General features: G+C 44.0%; 19 protein-coding genes. 1 reads left to right on the top strand and 18 read right to left on the bottom strand.

Annotated features, from left to right (window positions below; all coding sequences use genetic code 11):
* Nucleotides 1-333 precede the first annotated feature (333 nt).
* The 18 genes from glyA to ACFQ38_RS01380 form a co-directional block, all read right to left on the bottom strand.
* Nucleotides 334-1587 carry a serine hydroxymethyltransferase gene (glyA, locus tag ACFQ38_RS01465; RefSeq protein ID WP_381479612.1) on the bottom strand — a complete coding sequence of 418 codons (1254 nt, stop codon included), beginning with the start codon at nucleotides 1585-1587 and terminating at the stop codon, nucleotides 334-336.
* A gap of 106 nt (nucleotides 1588-1693) precedes the next feature.
* Nucleotides 1694-2239 carry a TIGR01440 family protein gene (locus ACFQ38_RS01460; RefSeq protein ID WP_336822810.1) on the bottom strand — a complete coding sequence of 182 codons (546 nt, stop codon included), beginning with the start codon at nucleotides 2237-2239 and terminating at the stop codon, nucleotides 1694-1696.
* Between the two features lie 7 nt (nucleotides 2240-2246).
* Nucleotides 2247-2693, bottom strand: a complete 447-nt coding sequence (gene rpiB, locus ACFQ38_RS01455; protein WP_336822811.1) for a ribose 5-phosphate isomerase B — start codon at nucleotides 2691-2693, stop codon at nucleotides 2247-2249.
* Nucleotides 2694-2793: 100 nt separating this feature from the next.
* Complete coding sequence (locus ACFQ38_RS01450; RefSeq protein WP_336822812.1) at nucleotides 2794-4083, bottom strand: methyl-accepting chemotaxis protein; 1290 nt, start codon at nucleotides 4081-4083, stop codon at nucleotides 2794-2796.
* Entirely contained in the window at nucleotides 4080-4526 is a 447-nt protein-coding gene (locus ACFQ38_RS01445) for a low molecular weight protein arginine phosphatase (RefSeq protein WP_381479611.1), read from the bottom strand. Before ACFQ38_RS01445 ends, ACFQ38_RS01450 begins: the two co-directional genes overlap by 4 nt.
* A gap of 57 nt (nucleotides 4527-4583) precedes the next feature.
* Nucleotides 4584-5090 carry a manganese efflux pump MntP gene (locus ACFQ38_RS01440; RefSeq protein WP_336822814.1) on the bottom strand — a complete coding sequence of 169 codons (507 nt, stop codon included), beginning with the start codon at nucleotides 5088-5090 and terminating at the stop codon, nucleotides 4584-4586.
* Nucleotides 5091-5155: 65 nt separating this feature from the next.
* Complete coding sequence (locus tag ACFQ38_RS01435) at nucleotides 5156-6187, bottom strand: L-threonylcarbamoyladenylate synthase (RefSeq protein ID WP_381479610.1); 1032 nt, start codon at nucleotides 6185-6187, stop codon at nucleotides 5156-5158.
* A gap of 60 nt (nucleotides 6188-6247) precedes the next feature.
* The gene (locus tag ACFQ38_RS01430) at nucleotides 6248-6820 is read right to left on the bottom strand and encodes a stage II sporulation protein R (protein WP_336822816.1); all 573 of its coding nucleotides are present in this window, start codon (nucleotides 6818-6820) and stop codon (nucleotides 6248-6250) included.
* A gap of 43 nt (nucleotides 6821-6863) precedes the next feature.
* Complete coding sequence (prmC, locus tag ACFQ38_RS01425; RefSeq protein WP_381479609.1) at nucleotides 6864-7718, bottom strand: peptide chain release factor N(5)-glutamine methyltransferase; 855 nt, start codon at nucleotides 7716-7718, stop codon at nucleotides 6864-6866.
* Nucleotides 7711-8787, bottom strand: coding sequence for a peptide chain release factor 1 (gene prfA, locus ACFQ38_RS01420; protein WP_336822818.1), 1077 nt, complete (start codon nucleotides 8785-8787; stop codon nucleotides 7711-7713). The genes prmC and prfA overlap by 8 nt, the downstream gene beginning before the upstream one ends.
* A 170-nt stretch (nucleotides 8788-8957) precedes the next feature.
* Nucleotides 8958-9563 carry a thymidine kinase gene (locus tag ACFQ38_RS01415; protein ID WP_336822819.1) on the bottom strand — a complete coding sequence of 202 codons (606 nt, stop codon included), beginning with the start codon at nucleotides 9561-9563 and terminating at the stop codon, nucleotides 8958-8960.
* Between the two features lie 630 nt (nucleotides 9564-10193).
* On the bottom strand, nucleotides 10194-10409 hold the full coding sequence (gene rpmE, locus ACFQ38_RS01410; protein WP_381479608.1) for a 50S ribosomal protein L31: 216 nt from the start codon (nucleotides 10407-10409) through the stop codon (nucleotides 10194-10196).
* A 284-nt stretch (nucleotides 10410-10693) separates the two neighbouring features.
* Nucleotides 10694-11977, bottom strand: a complete 1284-nt coding sequence (gene rho / locus ACFQ38_RS01405) for a transcription termination factor Rho (protein WP_336822821.1) — start codon at nucleotides 11975-11977, stop codon at nucleotides 10694-10696.
* 329 nt (nucleotides 11978-12306) lie between these two features.
* Nucleotides 12307-13272: a class II fructose-bisphosphatase gene (glpX, locus tag ACFQ38_RS01400; RefSeq protein WP_381479607.1), complete on the bottom strand. Its 966-nt coding sequence runs from the start codon at nucleotides 13270-13272 to the stop codon at nucleotides 12307-12309.
* Nucleotides 13273-13365: 93 nt separating this feature from the next.
* The gene (locus ACFQ38_RS01395) at nucleotides 13366-14643 is read right to left on the bottom strand and encodes a UDP-N-acetylglucosamine 1-carboxyvinyltransferase (protein ID WP_336822823.1); all 1278 of its coding nucleotides are present in this window, start codon (nucleotides 14641-14643) and stop codon (nucleotides 13366-13368) included.
* 19 nt (nucleotides 14644-14662) lie between these two features.
* Nucleotides 14663-15310 (bottom strand): fructose-6-phosphate aldolase, encoded by a 648-nt coding sequence (gene fsa, locus ACFQ38_RS01390; RefSeq protein WP_381479606.1) that lies wholly within the window; start codon nucleotides 15308-15310, stop codon nucleotides 14663-14665.
* Between the two features lie 82 nt (nucleotides 15311-15392).
* The gene (locus tag ACFQ38_RS01385) at nucleotides 15393-16250 is read right to left on the bottom strand and encodes a class II fructose-bisphosphate aldolase (protein WP_336822825.1); all 858 of its coding nucleotides are present in this window, start codon (nucleotides 16248-16250) and stop codon (nucleotides 15393-15395) included.
* Between the two features lie 394 nt (nucleotides 16251-16644).
* The gene (locus ACFQ38_RS01380) at nucleotides 16645-17001 is read right to left on the bottom strand and encodes a response regulator (RefSeq protein WP_336822826.1); all 357 of its coding nucleotides are present in this window, start codon (nucleotides 16999-17001) and stop codon (nucleotides 16645-16647) included.
* Between the two features lie 276 nt (nucleotides 17002-17277).
* Between ACFQ38_RS01380 and ACFQ38_RS01375 the strand changes: the two genes are divergently transcribed.
* Nucleotides 17278-17790, top strand: a complete 513-nt coding sequence (locus ACFQ38_RS01375; protein ID WP_336822827.1) for a DUF2529 family protein — start codon at nucleotides 17278-17280, stop codon at nucleotides 17788-17790.
* Nucleotides 17791-18153 lie beyond the last annotated feature (363 nt).

The raw sequence follows: 18153 nt of genomic DNA, 5'->3' as shown, positions 1-18153 counted from the left end.
GCACTTTACATTGTGTTGCTACATTCCGCGAACCATTTGAAAGTTTACCAATCCTATCTACGATCGTGCCGAATGCCTCTGACAAATAAAAGCTTTTATTTCTTTTTATACGGAATTTAAGACAGCTACCAATTGACCAAGAACGGGTTTATCCCGAGTTATGCGCGTGCGGAGGGATTTATGCGTTTCCATTGACAACTATGCGCAAATCGGGACATTTATGAGTTTTTAAACGAATTTATGCGCGTAGCCCCGTTATTATGCGCTTATTAAAGAATTTATGCGTTTTAGTGGATAAAGTAACCCCGCCTGCAGATGACAGGCGGGGTGGTATTATGCATAAAGCGGGAATTTGTCAGTCAGTGCTTTGACGCGTTCTTTTGCTTCTTCTTTGACAGATTCGTCTTCATGATTTTTGAGAAGTTTCGCGATGATCGCGCCGACCTCTTTCATTTCCTCTTCCTTAAAACCGCGTGTTGTAACAGCTGGTGTCCCGATTCTGATGCCGGAAGTGACGAATGGGCTTTCCGTATCAAATGGAATGGTGTTTTTATTTACAGTGATACCGACTTCGTCTAAAACGTGTTCGGCTACTTTTCCTGTAATGTCGAGTGACTTCAAGTTAACGAGCAGCAAGTGGTTGTCCGTGCCGCCTGAAACGATGTCAACACCTTCAGCCATCAAGCTTTCTGCAAGTGCTTTTGCGTTCTTTTTCACTTGTTGGATATGCGTCTTGAATTCAGGTTTTAACGCTTCTCCAAATGCGACAGCTTTCGCAGCGATAACGTGCATCAACGGTCCGCCTTGGATGCCTGGGAAAATCGTTTTGTCGATTTTACGGCCGAACTCCTCTGCAAATTCCTCGTTTAGCAAAATAAGCCCGCCACGTGGTCCGCGCAATGTTTTATGTGTCGTAGATGTGATGAAGTGCGCATGCGGAACAGGGCTTGGATGTTCGCCAGCAGCGACAAGTCCAGCGATATGCGCCATGTCGACCATCAAATATGCACCCACTTCGTCGGCGATTTCACGGAATTTGGCAAAATCGATTTCTCGCGGATATGCGCTCGCACCAGCGACAATCAATTTCGGCTTATGCTCATGCGCTTTTTGGCGAACGTCTTCATAATCGATACGCTCGTCCTCTTCACTTACACCATAGTCGACAAATTGATAAAGGGTGCCTGAGAAGTTAACCGGGCTGCCATGAGTCAAGTGGCCACCGTGGGAAAGATTCATGCCCAAAACAGTGTCTCCCGGCTTGAGCACTGTGAAGTAGACAGCCATATTTGCTTGTGCGCCAGAGTGGGCTTGGACATTCGCATAGGCAGCGCCAAAAATTTCTTTCAAGCGGTCGCGTGCGATATTTTCGACGACATCGACATGTTCGCAGCCGCCATAGTAACGTTTACCTGGATAACCTTCAGCATATTTATTCGTCAAGTAAGAGCCTTGCGCTTCCATGACCGCTTCTGTAACAAAGTTTTCAGAGGCGATTAGTTCGATATTCGAGTTTTGACGACTTTTTTCTGCCATGATCGCTTCATATACTGCTGCATCTTCACGTTTCACATTGCTCAAATCCATTTAGCCATTTCCCCTTTTAAAAAATATTTTGTCTAATCGTTCATTAACTGTTCTCTACGTCCTCCCCTACATTAAAGCGGAAGGATGATGAGGCGAATGAATCCGGTCACACGTACACTGCACGTTCCCCGCCAATTAGTTTCGGACGAGTAGTTGCTGCCGTTACGACTGCATCTCCGATTTTATCGATGGAAGTACGGATCGGAACCGCTACCGGCTTCAAATGCATACCGATGAGTGTTTGCCCGATATCGATGCCCGCGTTCGCACGCACCGATTCAACAACAACGGAGTCCTTCAAATGTTCGTATGCATAAGTGGACATGGAGCCGCCCGCATTGATAGCAGGAAGGACGGAGACGGGTTCGTAACCGAACTTATCTGCCGCTTCCCGCTCTATAGTGAGCGCTCTGTTAATATGTTCACAACCTTGAAAAGCCAAAAATAGCTTATGCTTTTTCGCAAAGTCGTGCAACGGTTCGAATAAAGCTTCTGCGACTTCAAGAGCACCAGCAGTCCCGATCCGTTGACCAGCGATTTCCGATGTCGAACATCCGACTACAAAAACTGTATGTGGAGTGAACTTCGTTTGCTCAGCCATTTCCGATAGCAATTGTTCAAGTTGGAGCTTCCATAAATTCAAGATTTCCATTGCCAACTCACCTCGATTCTTCTTCGAGTTCCTTCAACTTGGCAATCCGTCGCTCGTGACGGCCACCTTCAAAAGAAGTATCAAGCCATGCAGTGACGATTTCCCTTGCAAGGCCTGGACCGACAACTCGTTCTCCCATCGCCAAAACGTTTGAGTCATTGTGGCCTCTTGTAGCCTTAGCACTAAATACATCATGGACAAGTGCACAACGAATTCCTTTCACCTTATTTGCCGCAATTGACATACCGATGCCAGTGCCGCAAATCAGTATTCCGCGATCAAATTCTCCACTTGCTACACCGTTTGCAACAGGAGTTGCATAATCCGGGTAGTCAACTGAATCGTCCGAGTCGGGTCCGAAATCGACATAGTCAAGACCGATTTCAGATAATAATTGCATAATTTCATGTCGCAGGCGGTTGCCGCCATGATCCGAAGAGATTGCGATTTTCATTACGTCGCCTCTTTTCTTAATTTACTCACAACTAATTCTATCATTGATCGACAAAAAAACACAGCCCTCGAACTCCTATTTCGGGCTGTGAAATGAATACTTATGAACGATCAAATTGGGTAATCACTTTATATAGGTCTTCAGACTGCTTTTTCAATTCGATTGCCAACGCATCTGTCTGTTCGATGGAACGAACTTGCTCATCCGTTGCGGCCCTCACTTCTTGGGCGCCAGCTGATGTTTCTTCAGCAATCGCAGCTACTTCTTGTGACTGTCTTGCTGTCGTTTCAATATTGGATAATTGATTTTCTACGAGGCGTGTAATTTCAACGACCGATTGGGCCATGCCGTTCACTTTTTCCGCGACTGACTCGACATTTTCGCTCGTATCATTTGCACGTTCCGCTTCATCGGCAGCTGTTTTCACTTGCTGTTCGATTTCCTTAACAACTTTTGAAACGTCAGATTGGATCGATTTTACAAGTTCATCGATGCTATGTACTGCTTTCGCACTTTCATCTGCCAATACACGGACTTCTTCCGCCACGACGGCAAAGCCTTTTCCGTGTTCTCCAGCACGCGCCGCTTCAATTGAGGCATTCAATGCTAATAAATTCGTCTGCCCTGCTATGCTGCCGACCAATTGAACGATTTCCCCGATCTTTTGTGCATTATGATCAAGTTCACGGATCGTCAATAACGATTGTTCGCTTTGACTCGACATTTTCCGAATGCCTTCGACAAGATTTCTGAATACGCCAATTGTATGATCCAAAACAGCAAGCATCTCTTTTGATTGCTCGGAAGATAGCTCAGCGCGGTTGCTCACCTCTGCCGCTAACGTACGGACATCTTCCATCGCTTCTGCTGTTTCCTGAATAGCGACTGCGGATGCTTCAGCTCCAGCTGAAATTTCCATAATCGTTGAAGCTACCGCATCTGCTTGTGAAGCAGCCAAGCTTGTCTCACCGGACAACGCGTCTACTGTTTTTGCTGTACGTTCAAAGTTTGTTTCGATTTCATCGACGATCGTACGTAAATTATGAACTAAGTTTTGGAATGCTTCCGAGACAGATCGAATTTCATCGTTAGATTTTGGCAATTCAATTTCCGTCCCTAACTTCCCAGCTGCTACTGAAATCGCAGCTTTCTCCAAATTTTGCAATGACTTCGTTAAAAATGACCCGAAAAGGGCCGCCAAAATACCTGACCAGATGATGCCCAAAGAATATGTAATGATGCCAAACAAGACTGGATTGACGCCCGAAAAGAATTGTGGGCCAATAAAATTAATGAACACAGCACTTGTCACATACGTTATGAGCGCCAAGATTGTAACGAATAGAATAAGTTTTTTCTTCAGTCCGTTCTTTTTTCTTCCATCGTTCATGTTCCATCCTCCATCAGTTTCTTTTTTAGCAGGTCGATCAATGTCTGCAATTCTTTAAAGGTGTGGCGGTATGTTGACAAGTCCCCTCCGTAAGGATCATGGACATCCCCTTCTTCATTTGGCAATGAAAATTCTTTTAACGTATACGTTTTGCCTGCAGCTTCGGGAAATGCATGTAACAACGTCCTTTTATGCGATTCCGTCATCGTCAAAATGAGATCTGCCCATGAAAGCTCCTTTGCTGTCACCGACCTTGACACCGACGTATAGGGCATGTCCGATTCTTCGATAAGCGTTTTTGCATTATCCGAAATTGGCTCACCATCCGTCGCATAAATACCAGCAGAGCGAACATGGGTGCCTTCCAATTTTTGGGACCGTAATATTGCTTCTGCCATTGGACTTCTGCATGTATTTCCTGTGCAAATAAAATAAATTTTCATTCCATATCACCTACTTAATAGAATACACGAAAACTATGAGAAAAGAAACAGATAATATTAACGAAAACATGACATTACTCCCATAACAACAAGAGCAATACCGGATAATCTCCGTAAATGCTTTCCTCTTTTCATACCAACACCGCCGCTAATATAAAGCGCACCGCAAGCAAAAATGAAAGAGAGAATGCCCGAAGAAAGGATAAACAATATTTTGTTCAGCTGCAGCATGCCGAAAGAGACGCTTACTGAAAATGTATCGACACTGACAGCCATCGCCAATAGAAACGGATGAATATTGCGGATGAGCTCCTTATTGCCATCTTCCGTTTGAAGCACCATATGCAGTCCGATGCAAGCTAGTAACACCCCGGATAATGTATGGCTCCATGCGCTGAAAATTTCCGCTGAAAAGGCGCCCATTAGAAAACCCGCAAACGGGAATACCATGTTCAAAAAAGCTGTCCAGATCGACAGCATCAGTCTCCCCGAATTAATTTGCATAAGAGAATATAAAATGACTACATCGATTGTTGTTAAACTTGCCGCTATGAGTTCTACCAAATGAAAGACCTCCCAATATACCGCATCGATTCATCCTATGCGAAGGGTTGGAAGGTCATTCATTTTTACCTTTGGCTATAACGTTTGCCGTTTGCGGCTTTCGTCAATCGGTTCATAATCGCTTCGCCGACTCCACTAGCCTCTGTTTCTGCGGCAAGGATCACATCCGCCTCTGTCTCATCACATTGTCGGATTGCCCGATACAAATTTGCTGCGATGGCATCATAATCATGAAGGCTACCGACAGAAAAATACCAGTCCGCTTCTTCGATTGAAAATTCTTCGGGACCGATAACCGCAATACGCTTCCCTTCTTTATGGAGGTTTTGCACTGCCGTTTGAATGGCAGTTTCACTCGCTTCAATCATGAACAAAGGTGCGTTTGGCGCATAGTGCATATATTTCATGCCTGGCGCTCGCGGCGCTTTGTCTTTTTCTGTCTTTCCTTCCGATTGGACAGGACCAATCACTTTTTCAATCATCTCTTTCGTCAATCCGCCTGGACGCAATATAGCAGGTGGTTCTGTCGTCATATCCAAGACAGTCGACTCGACGCCTACCCCTGTCTGTCCTCCGTCCACAATCATCGGTATCCGGCCGTTCAAATCTGCGTACACATGCTCCGCTTCTGTCGGGCTCGGCTTCCCGCTTCGGTTGGCGCTCGGTGCTGCAAGCGGGCCATCTAACATGTTCAACAATTGCAATGCAACGGGGTGATCTGGCATTCGGATGCCTACCGTTTCAAAACCCGGCGTAGCATTTTCTGCAATTACGCCTGGCCGTTTATGGAAAACCATCGTCAATGGCCCTGGCCAAAACCGGTCCATCAGTTTTTGGGCCGCTTCAGGAATATCGACTGCGTATAGATTCGCATCTTCTTTCTTCCCTATATGTATGATCAGTGGATTGTCGGATGGGCGCCCTTTTGCATCGTAGATTTTTTGAACGGCTTCTCGCTTTGTCGCAAGTGCACCTAATCCATATACAGTCTCGGTCGGAAAGGCGACGACTTCTCCACTTTTTAAAATATCCACAGCTTGTTGATAGTTTCGAACATTATCCACTTCGCTGTCCACAGATACGATTTTTGTTTCCAATGTGCAACCCTCCTTTTATTCACACTTTAAAGTACTTATCCACAAAACTTGTGAATAACTTTAGTCGAACAATGATTTTATCCACTCCCAAATGAAGAAAGTGACTTTTTCTTGCTCTTGCTCTTCATTGTTATCCACTTCTTTGTCAGGAAAACAGACTCTCGGAAATAATCCACACCACCAATTATCCCCCCGGCCGCTGCCGATTGTTAAAACATATGCATCATACGCAGCTTGCGGAGTAACGAACATACCGGACCTCTTCGGCGGGAACAAAGCGGCTTTCCGTTCGAATGAAATCTCTTTACCTTCTGCTTTTGACACTGCAATATCGTAAATGACCGACTCAATCGCTTGTAAATTGGCGGCTATTTCCGCTGTCGTTTCTGCTTGTCCGATCGCTTTGTAAATAAGCGGCTCGATTTCTTGTTGGATCGAATGTTTGATTTTTTGATCGGCCGGTGAGTTGGAATGCGCTAAAATACGAAACCTAATTTCTTCCGGCTGTTCCTCCGGTCCCATGAACAGCAATAGCGCTGATTGGATGACGAATAAAACTAAAATAAATTCTACTACGGCAACAATTCTATTTGTCCAATTCGGTTGTTTTTGAATTTCATAGTCTTGCAACATGTCAATCCCTCCCTGACCCCATTGTTGACAGGGTCAAAGAGTTTTATTCATGAATCTCGCAAAATATCATTCGATCTTTACCATTTATATCTTGTATAATTTCAACTTGCGCTTCCGGAAACGCTTTTTGGAACAACTCCCGGACTGCGGTACCTTGCTGATAGCCAATTTCCAAGCCGATTAAAGAAGGTGTCTTCATAACCCGTGGAAGCTCCTTCGCAAGCTTTTTATAAAAATACAGCCCGTCCTCTTCAGCAAACAATGCATGGTTCGGCTCAAAATCCACTACCGTCTTCGACATGGCAACCGATTCCTCCGGCGCAATGTATGGTGGATTCGAAAGGACGACATCCCATTTCTGCTGTTTAATCGGTTCAGTTAAATTACCTTGATAAAATGTAATTTCAGCTTCATTCTTTTTTGCGTTACGCTCAGCGACTTTTAACGCCTCTTCGCTTATATCCGTAGCCGCAACAGTCGCTTCTGGCCACTCTTTTTTGAATGAGATCGCAATTGCTCCACTGCCTGTTCCGATGTCCGCCATGTGGATATCTTTTGTTTCGAACAGCTTCATGCTGATTTTGAGTGCATTTTCAACGAGTTCTTCGGTTTCAGGCCTTGGAATAAGAACATTGCCGTTCACTTCGAATTGTCTGCCATAAAACATTTCATAGCCGATAATATGTTGTATCGGCTTTCCTGTGAGCAATTCCTCGGTATGTTTCCAAAAAGCGGTTTGCTGCGTTTTTGTCAAGTATTCACGCATGTCAGCCAGTAAGGAAGCGCCGCTTTTATTCGTGACAAATTCCATTAGGAGCTGTGCTGCGTTTTCATCAAGATCTTTGGAGGATAGTAGCGATGATGCTTTTTTGATCGCTTCATAAATGCGTTCAGTCATGCTTTTCCAAGCTTTCCAGGCGTCTTGCCTGATCTTCTACAATGAGCGCGTCAATCACTTCATCCATTTTCCCTTCAATAATTTGATCTAACTTTTGGATCGTTAAACCAATACGATGATCGGTCACCCGGTTTTGGGGGAAATTATACGTTCGGATGCGTTCAGAACGATCGCCTGTCCCGACTGCCGATTTACGCTTTTCATCGTATTCAGCTTGCGCTTCCTGCATGAATTTATCGTAAATACGGGCACGCAATACTTTCATCGCTTTTTCTTTATTTTTAATTTGCGATTTTTCGTCCTGACATGATACGGTAATGCCGGTCGGAAGATGCGTTAAGCGGACTGCAGACATCGTCGTGTTAACGGATTGCCCGCCAGGTCCTGACGAAGCGAATGTGTCCACACGGATGTCTTTGTCATGAATTTCGATTTCTACTTCTTCAGCTTCCGGCAACACTGCCACAGTCGCAGTCGATGTATGGATTCGGCCGCCTGATTCAGTTTCTGGTACCCGTTGCACTCGATGTGCGCCATTTTCGTACTTTAATTTGGAATAGGCGCCATTTCCGTTTATCATAAAGACGATTTCTTTAAAGCCACCCAATTCTGTCGGTGAAGCATCCATCACTTCCACTTTCCAATGATTCATTTCAGCAAAGCGGCTATACATCCGATAAAGATTGCCTGCAAATAAAGCTGCTTCATCTCCACCTGCTGCACCGCGGATTTCCATAATGACGTTTTTATCGTCATTCGGATCTTTTGGCACTAAGAGCAGTTTCAAACGTCCTTCCAACGATTCAATCTGCTCGCTCAGTTCCGCGATTTCCATTTTCACTAAGTCTTTCATTTCATCATCCAATGGCTCTTCCAACATTTGCTTTGCACTATCAAATTGCTTAGTTGCTTCTTTATAAGCACGGTACGTATCAACTGTTTCCTGCAAATCGGATTGCTCTTTTGAATACGTTCTCAATTTTTCCATATCACTTACAATATCAGGATCACTGAGCAATTCATTGAGTCGCTCATAGCGATCTTCCACGGCTTGAAGCCTTTCAAACATAGTTTTGCACACCTCTATTTACGTCGATTTTGTACATTTATTGTACGGGAATAGGCGGATGAAATACAGTAATTTCTTTTAGATTAGAGTGGTAATGAAGAATTGATAGGCCGTTATGGATAAAAAAAAGACAACTTGGACTTTATCCCCAAGTTGTCTGGAAATGTGGATCACTGTGCATTTACAGAATTGGCAGTGACGCCGTTCGGTACTTCATGATGTTTACGGCATCTTGCCTCATATGCTTCAGACGCACCGACAAGAATGACCGGATCATCGTAGCCTGCAGGTTGTCCATTAATAAGCCGCTGTGTGCGACTTGCGGGCGAGCCACAAACGGTACACACTGCTTGAAGTTTTGTGACGTTTTCGGCAATTGCCATCAATTGCGGCATCGGACCAAAAGGCACTCCACGGAAATCCATATCGAGCCCCGCTACAATTACCCGAAATCCACGATCAGCTAAATCACTTGCGACTTGAATCAGTCCGTCATCGAAAAACTGCGCTTCATCAATTGCAATAATATCGTAGTCATCCGTTACGAACTCTATAATTTGGGAAGAATCCGCAATAGGCGTAGCAATGACAGTTGTCCCATTATGACTTACAACTGCTTCCTCGCTATAACGGTCATCGATCTCTGGTTTGAAAACGGCAATTTTTTGCTTCGCAAATTGAGCACGTCGAACACGCCGTATCAATTCCTCCGATTTACCAGAAAACATACTTCCACAAATTACTTCAATCCAGCCGCCTTGCATTGCAACGTACATGTAGGTTCCCCTTTCAAAAACTGTTCTATGTAGGTGTTCATCGTTTGCCATAGGAAAGTCTATCATACAACAAAAACGGATAGAAATGATGTCTTTACATTTTAGGTTGGATGTGATAGACAGAACGGTGTGAAGTGACAAATACCGCATAGAGACGGCATTTCTACGGCTTTATAATGCAGTGTGAACGTTTTGTTTCATCATCTATAAGCAGAGAATGAATAAAATTGGAGTCTCTGCTACAGCATAAGGAGCCGTCTCACATCGTAGGAGCTTCGTATCGCAATGTAAATCTAAATCGTGCAACAGAACGTGAAGGCTTTGCAACGCAATGTAAGCGTGGCGCTTCACAAAGTAAAGGTTTCGCAACACAATATAAAACGTGCATCGAAGCGTAGAGACGTCGCATTATCATGTAAGAGGGTTGCTTTGCAATGTAGAGACTGAGCAGCACAATGTAGATGCCAGACAACCGGCATGGCATATATGGCGTACTACAGAGCACCTGCTCAATATTGCAACTTTGCTTTACAATAAAACATTTCATCTTATATCGTTTTCGTTGCTTCTTTAATATGTACATTAAAAATACCCGCTGGGTCATTCGACCCGGCGGGTATTTCAATTGTCTTATTCTCGTCCTTCTTCTTTGAGGCCATATTTTTTGTTGAAGCGGTCGACGCGGCCGTCCGCTGCAGCAAATTTTTGACGTCCAGTGTAGAATGGGTGGCATTCTGAGCAAACTTCTACGCGAATGTCCTCTTTAACAGAACCTGTTTCGAATGTGTTACCACATGAACAAGTGACTTTTGCAAGTTTGTAATTTGGATGAATTCCTGCTCTCATCGGTCTCTCTCCTCTCGCCCTGAACCATCTGGAACAGAGTATTATTGTAAGGGTTGTTCAAAGTATGAACAAGACTGATGCCTTACACGGCCCGTGTTTGCCAGCCGTATATGCAGCAGATGGTCATAAACCATACTTTGAAAGTATAACAAATCTCCCATAGTAGTGCAACTGTTTTGCCCAAATTTTTTATCATCAAATCATAGCACATTCAATGGCAACTTATTGCGCTTGCACACTCTATATTCAAATGAAAATCTTTTCAGTTTATAGAACTTAAACCGTTAAATGAGTCCTTTTCCATTTCGATGGGCTTTCATTTCTTCGTTCAGCTTATTGAAGAATTCCTCATTCGATTTGGATTGGCGCAATTTTTTCAAGAAACGTTCTGCGAAGTCCGGTGCGTCGGAGAATGTTTTTCGGATTCCCCATAGTTTTTCAAGCTGATCGGAAGGGATAAGCAATTCCTCTTTCCTCGTGCCAGATCGGCGAATGTCAAGTGCCGGGAAAATGCGGCGTTCAGCAAGACTACGGTCAAGATGCAATTCCATATTACCTGTTCCTTTAAATTCTTCGTAAATGACTTCATCCATTCGCGATCCAGTGTCAATCAATGCCGTCGCAAGAATCGTCAAGCTGCCGCCTTCTTCCAAGTTCCGCGCTGCGCCGAAAAAGCGTTTCGGACGGTGAAATGCTGCGGGATCGATACCGCCGGATAACGTACGCCCGCTCGGCGGAATGACAAGGTTATATGCACGAGCAAGCCGAGTGATAGAGTCCATTAAAATGACAACATCGCGTTTATGCTCAACGAGGCGCATGGCGCGCTCCAAAACCAATTCAGCTACTTTTACGTGGTTTTCTGGAACTTCATCAAACGTAGAACTGACGACGTCTGCTTTTACAGAACGCTCGATATCCGTCACCTCTTCCGGACGCTCATCGATGAGTAGTACGATCAATTCAGCTTCGGGGTGATTCGTCGTAATAGCGTTTGCTATTTCTTTCAATAGCATCGTTTTTCCAGCTTTTGGTGGAGCAACAATTAACCCCCGTTGGCCAAAACCGACCGGCGAAACAAGGTCCATTATGCGTGTCGAAAGTTTATTTGGTGTCGTTTCCAGTTGGATATGACGTTCAGGATAGAGCGGGGTGAGCGCAGGGAAATGCACACGTTCACGTGCAACTTCCGGGTCTTCACCGTTTACTGCTTCTACTTGCAAGAGGCCGTAATAGCGCTCATTCTCTTTTGGCGGACGTACTTTCCCTGTTACTTTGTCGCCATTCCGCAAATCGAATCTTCTAATTTGGGAAGCTGAAATATAAATATCTTCCGAGCTTGGCGAGTAATTAATCGGACGCAAAAATCCATAGCCCTCCGATTGAATAATTTCTAAAACGCCCTCCATGAAGAAGAAGCCTTCTTGTTCAGCACGGGATTTAAGAATTGCAAAAATAAGTTCTTTCTTCGTCAACTTGCCATAATAAGTGATTTTGTACTCCCTAGCAAGTTCATATAATTCTTTTAAGGTCATATTTTCTAAACTTGCAATCGTTAATATTGCCATATTCTATTAGCACCACTCTTTATTATATTTGATTTTAATTCAGCTGAAGACTCCTACCTCTATGGGGAAACGAAAGGATATTGCTGTATCCTAATCAGCCATTGCTCAAAAGATAGCTGAACAATAGCGGTATGCAGCTTGTTACATCTTGTCACAACATATGATCTACACCATTGTAGGCTCCTAGTTTAAAAATCCGGTCGCAATAATTTTTGAGGTTAATAAATTCGGGTAGGCATTCCTTTAGTGAAGTTTGCCCGGCGCAAGGCCGGGCGATGAGGCAGTATCATACAAATTGCCATATGCTTCATTAGCGAAGCTGTCGTTTATTAATCTTGCATTACAAGTAGAGGTTTTTTCTCCATGCTGTGTCGGCCTTCCACAAAACGGATCGTACCTGATTTTGAACGCATAACGAGTGAATGAGTTGTGCTGTAGCCGCCTTTAAATTGTACGCCGCGCAGCAATTCACCATCTGTTACACCAGTAGCAGCAAAAATGGCATCATCGCCTTTCACTAAGTCTTCCATGCGAAGCACTTTGTTCACATCGATGCCCATTTTTTTACAACGGTCGATTTCTTCTTGGTTAGATGGAACGAGACGCCCTTGGATTTCACCGCCAAGACATTTCAGTCCGACTGCAGCAATCACGCCTTCAGGAGCGCCGCCTAGTCCAAATAAAATATCGACGCCAGTATCGTCAAATGCCGTGTTAATTGCACCTGCTACATCTCCGTCATTGATCAGTTTAATGCGTGCTCCCGCTGCTCTGATTTCTTCAATGATTTTTGAATGACGTTCCCGGTTCAGCACAGTTGCAACTACGTCTTCGATTTTTTTATTCTTTGCTTTTGCAACGGCGTGGAGATTATCCGTAACCGATGCATCAATATCGATTTTGCCGACCGCTTCCGGACCGACTGCGATTTTATTCATATACATGTCAGGTGCATGCAGTAAATTTCCTCTATCTGCGATCGCAATGACGGCCAATGCGTTCCAGCCGCCAGATGCTACGATATTTGTGCCTTCCAAAGGATCGACAGCGACGTCAACCTCAGGCCCTTGACCTGTCCCTAATTCTTCGCCGATATAGAGCATCGGAGCTTCGTCCATTTCACCTTCACCAATAACGACAACACCTTGCATCGGAATGGTGTCGAACACAGTACGCATCGCTGAAGTTGCGGCATCATCCGCCTCGTTTTTCAAACCGCGTCCCATCCAGCGGGACGCCGATACAGCCGCCGCTTCAGTTACACGTACTAATTCCATCGATAAACTGCGTTCCATTATATGTGTTCCTCCCGTTTTACGGTTAGCTACTTCAAGCCGTATGTTTTTTCACTGTACAGTATAGCATAAAAGAAGACATTCGATTCTCGATTATTCCTTTACGGTAGCCTTTTCAGGAACATTTTCCTTCCGAATGTCCGCTCCAATACCGCGCAGCTTCTCAATTAATGAGCTGTATCCGCGTTCGATATGCTTAATTTCCTGAATTTCGGTTTCCCCTTCAGCCAATAAACCCGCAATGACGAGCGCAGCACCGGCACGTAAATCAGTCGCGCGGACAGTTGCTGCCTGCAAATGTGTCGGACCAGATAAGATGACAGACTGGCCTTCTACTTTTCCTTCGGCATTCATCCTACGCAGCTCGTCTATTTGTTTGAAACGAGCGGAATAGATCGTATCTGTAATGACAGATGTGCCAGTCGCTTGTGTTAATAAAACGGAAAATGGCTGTTGCAAATCTGTTGGGAATCCTGGATATACGAGCGTCTTCACATCGACAGCCGCTAAGCTTTTCGACTTCGGAATAAAAATCTGTTCTTCCCCTTCAACGACCTCCACACCCATTTCACGCAGTTTAGCTGTTAAAGCTTCTACGTGGAACGGTATGACATTGTCAATTGTAATGCCATCGCCGACTGTCGCAGCCATAATCATAAAAGTCCCTGCTTCAATCCGGTCAGGGATGATCGTATGCTTCGTACCATGCAGTTTTTCAACGCCTTCTATCCGAATGACATTCGTTCCTGCACCTTTTATATTAGCGCCCATATTTGAAAGCAATGTGGCGACATCTATGATTTCGGGTTCCTTAGCCGCATTTTCGATAATCGTGCGGCCTTTCGCTAAAACAGCGGCCAACATAATGTTAATCGTTGCACCGACACTGACTACATCAAGGTAGATTTTTGCCCCTCTTAATTCATCAGCGCGCAAATAGATTGCACCGTGCTCATTTGTCACTTTTGCGCCTAATGCCTCGAAGCCTTTAATATGCTGATCGATCGGCCGCGGCCCTAAATGGCAGCCGCCAGGCAAACCGATTGCGGCATGCTTGAACCGCCCCAACATCGCACCCATCATATAATAGGAAGCGCGTAATTTTTTTACATTGCCGTTCGGTAGTGGCATCGCAATTGTTTCTGTCGGGTCGATTATCATTTTTCCTGACTCAAAATCGACTTTGCTGCCGATGTCCTCAAGGAGTGCCTTCAGTGTAAAAACATCTGAAATCTCAGGTAAGCCTTCAATCGTTACAGGAGAATCCGCCAAGATGGAAGCAGGTATCAATGCAACTGCACTGTTTTTTGCGCCACTTACCTTTATTGTACCTTGCAGAGGTTTGCCACCTCTAATTTTATAAACGTCCATTTCAGTCTCCTTTGGCGTTTCACTTGTTCTTTCTTGAAGCCCAATCGTCCAAAAATTGCTGAATACCTTTGTCTGTTAATGGATGGTTAAATAGTTGCTGAAGCACCTTGAATGGCGTCGTAGCAATATGCGCTCCTGCAAGCGCTGCATCGGTAATATGTTGCGGGCTGCGGATGGAAGCTGCAATGATTTCAGTATCAAGATCATGGATTGTAAAGATATCCGCAATCGTGCTAATGAGATGGACGCCTTCTTGTCCGATATCGTCCAGTCTGCCAAGGAACGGAGATACATATGTAGCTCCTGCACGTGCAGCAAGCAATGCCTGATTTGCGCTAAAAATTAGCGTTACATTCGTTTTAATGCCTTCTTGAGCGAAAACAGAGCATGCTTTTAATCCTTCCGGCGTCATTGGGAGCTTTACAGTGATATTAGGGGCAATTTTAGCCAATTCACGGCCTTCTTCAATCATTCCTTCAGCGTCAAGAGAGATGACTTCGGCGCTAACCGATCCAGGTACTAGTTGGGTAATTTCACGAAGACGATCGTGGAAAGAAACATTTTCTTTCGCCACTAAAGATGGATTTGTTGTAACGCCAGATAGAATTCCCCAGCTATGTGCTTCTTTAATTTCTTCAAAGTTTGCTGTATCGATGAAAAATTTCACGGATTCTGTTCCTCCTTCATGAATGGAAAAGAAGGAGAATGCACCTTTTTGCGATGCTTCTCCTCTTTGTATAAGTTTGTCATTAAGCCTTTTGAGAGCTGCCAAATTCACGCATTTTGCCAATTACTGTTTGTTTAATCGATTCGCGCATTGGACCAAGATATTTGCGCGGATCGTAAACTTCTTTATCTGACTCCAAAATTTCACGGACTGTTTTCGTACCTTCAATTTGATTTTCCGTGTTAACGTTAATTTTCGCAGTGCCTAATGAGATCGCACGTTGAATATCTTTCGTTGGGATGCCTGTACCTCCGTGAAGAACTAGTGGAAGGTCTGATTGACTTGAAATCTCTTCCATTTCTTTAAAGCCTAAGTTCGGTTCACCTTTGTACGGACCGTGAACTGACCCTAAAGCCGGCGCTAAGCAATCAATTCCTGTTTTGTCGACTAACTCTTTACATTCAGCTGGGTCTGCATAGATGACGCCGCTTGCAATTACATCATCTTCTTGTCCGCCTACAACGCCCAATTCCGCTTCAACGGAAACGCCGCGCTCATGTGCATACTCAACGACTTGCTTTGTTATTGCAATATTTTCTTCGAATGGCTTGGAAGATGCATCGATCATAACAGATGTAAATCCAGCATCAATCGCCTCTTTACATTTCTCAAAACTTGAACCATGATCTAAGTGAATCGCCACAGGAACAGTGATGTTATAGTCTTCCATCAGACCTTTCACCATGTTGACGACCGTCTTGAACCCGCCCATATAACGTCCCGCACCTTCGGAAACGCCTAAAATAACAGGTGATTGCTCTTCTTCAGCAGCTTGCAAAATTGCTTGCGTGTATTCAAGGTTGTTCAAGTTGAACTGACCAATTGCATATCCTTCTTTTTTACCTTTAATCATCATTTCTTTCATTGAAACAAGTGCCATGGAAAAAATCCTCCTCTGAATTGTTGAGATGAATTTACGGAGCTAATACGTTTTTTGCCTCTTTTATCATAACAAAAACAGACAGTATTTACTACTGTCCGGGGTTCATGATCACAGTGCAACTAAATACCGGCAGCTGCCTGTTCGGTAAATTCATATGTAAGCGGTTTGGATGTTCTCGTGCAAAACAGAACTGTGCTTCCGTTTTCTTTAGTTTGCTAAAACTTGAATCTTCGATACTCTATTTGGCAATAAATATTTCTATTGTTTTTGACGTTTTGCGAAATCTTACGTCAAACTCCGCGGGCAAAGCGACTGCCCAATGTTTTTACTGAATTGAATGAAAGACAAACCCGCGAAGCCTATCAGTTGCATAGTTAAGATTTGGAAAATATTAATTTAAAAGTGCAGTCACTGCATCTCTTACTTCATAAATATTGAATGGTTTTGTAAAATAACGTTCCGCTCCATTTTCAAAGGCGTCCTCTGTCAAATCGACTTCCCCATAAGCCGTCATCATAATGACAGGGACTTGCGGCCAATCTTTTTTTATTTTCTTCAGCACTTCTACACCGTTAATGCCCGGCATTTTCATATCGAGCAACACACAGTCAGGCGCTCGTTCTTGAACCATTTGAAGTGCCTCTGCACCGTTTGCAGCTAACCTCGTTTCAAATCCCTCTTTTTTAAATACTTCGTCGAGTAAAAGCCGAATTCCGGTTTGATCGTCAACGATTAACAAACTTTTCAAACGTCCCACCCCTCTTCTTTAGTCTCCATTGCCCATCTATATAGTTTGACACATTCTGTGCAATATCCTTCTTTTCTTCATTAATAAAGGAATTAATAGTAAATTTTCCAATGAACTATTACAGCTATTCTTCCTCAGAACATTGATGCAACAACCCTTTTACCGTCTCAGCATGGTCTTAACAGATAAATATTTCACAGGCAATTTTTGTCCCACACGTGTTCTGCTTGGTTTTATGTCAAATGAAAAATATAATGGAATGCGAGGTGGTTTCAGTTGAAAATATTAACGACACAAACGGGCGGGCTTTTACAGCGAATCGGTGCGAATAATGAAGAAGCAATTGAAGAAACAGCTCGTTTATTGGCTCAAGCTACGATCGGCCAAGGACGAGTCATTTTCGTCGGTTTTGATGAACTGGCGGGAGTCGGCTTAAATGCGCAATTTAGTGCAGAACCTTTTACAGGTGCTGTTCAATATGAAGATGGCATGGACATCGACTCGACAGATCGCGTCTGGATTTTCGCCCGAAGCGCTTCTGATGCACGTGCAATCAAGTTGGCACGTTCCTTGTCCAATCAATTTATTCCGTTTTCCGTACTAGCTGGAGAAAAAGATGACGGCTCAAACGAGTTGGCAGATTTAGCCTATACGTACATATCAACCGGTTTGGTGAAAGGCATTTTGCCAGGTGAAGATGGCGGACGGATCGTGCAGCCGCATTTGATGGCAGCTTTATTTGTCTATGAAGCAGTAAAGCTATCTTATGACGAAATGATTCAAGAATAGGTTTATTTGTACTGTGTGAGTGTAAGGGATTTGGGAGCAAATTATGTGCTAACGTATTGATTTTTGAGCTTTTGATTTTAGTTATGCGAGGGCGCGTGTATTGATGCGGACTTAAGGTCTGTTATGCCGTGGCGAATGAGTTTATACGTGTTGAGAAGATGTTATGCGTGCTGCATCGCTATTTATGCATACTTGTTTAATTTTATGCACTTCGCTGCTGATGGTATGCGTTTCAGTGGCTTTTATAGGGAATTATAAAAAAAACGGGGCTGTCCAGAAAGTCAGTGAAAACTGATTTTCTGTGATAGTCCCTTTCTGGTTGGAGAATAAATGGGGAACCCCTGACAACCGTCGCTTTCCGTT

The sequence above is a fragment of the Sporosarcina contaminans genome (genome assembly GCF_042679045.1).
In the GTDB taxonomy this organism is placed as follows: Bacteria; Bacillota; Bacilli; order Bacillales_A; family Planococcaceae; genus Sporosarcina; species Sporosarcina contaminans.
The sequence above is the reverse complement of the archived record's forward strand: the minus strand, read 5'-3'. Positions and strand labels throughout refer to the sequence as shown.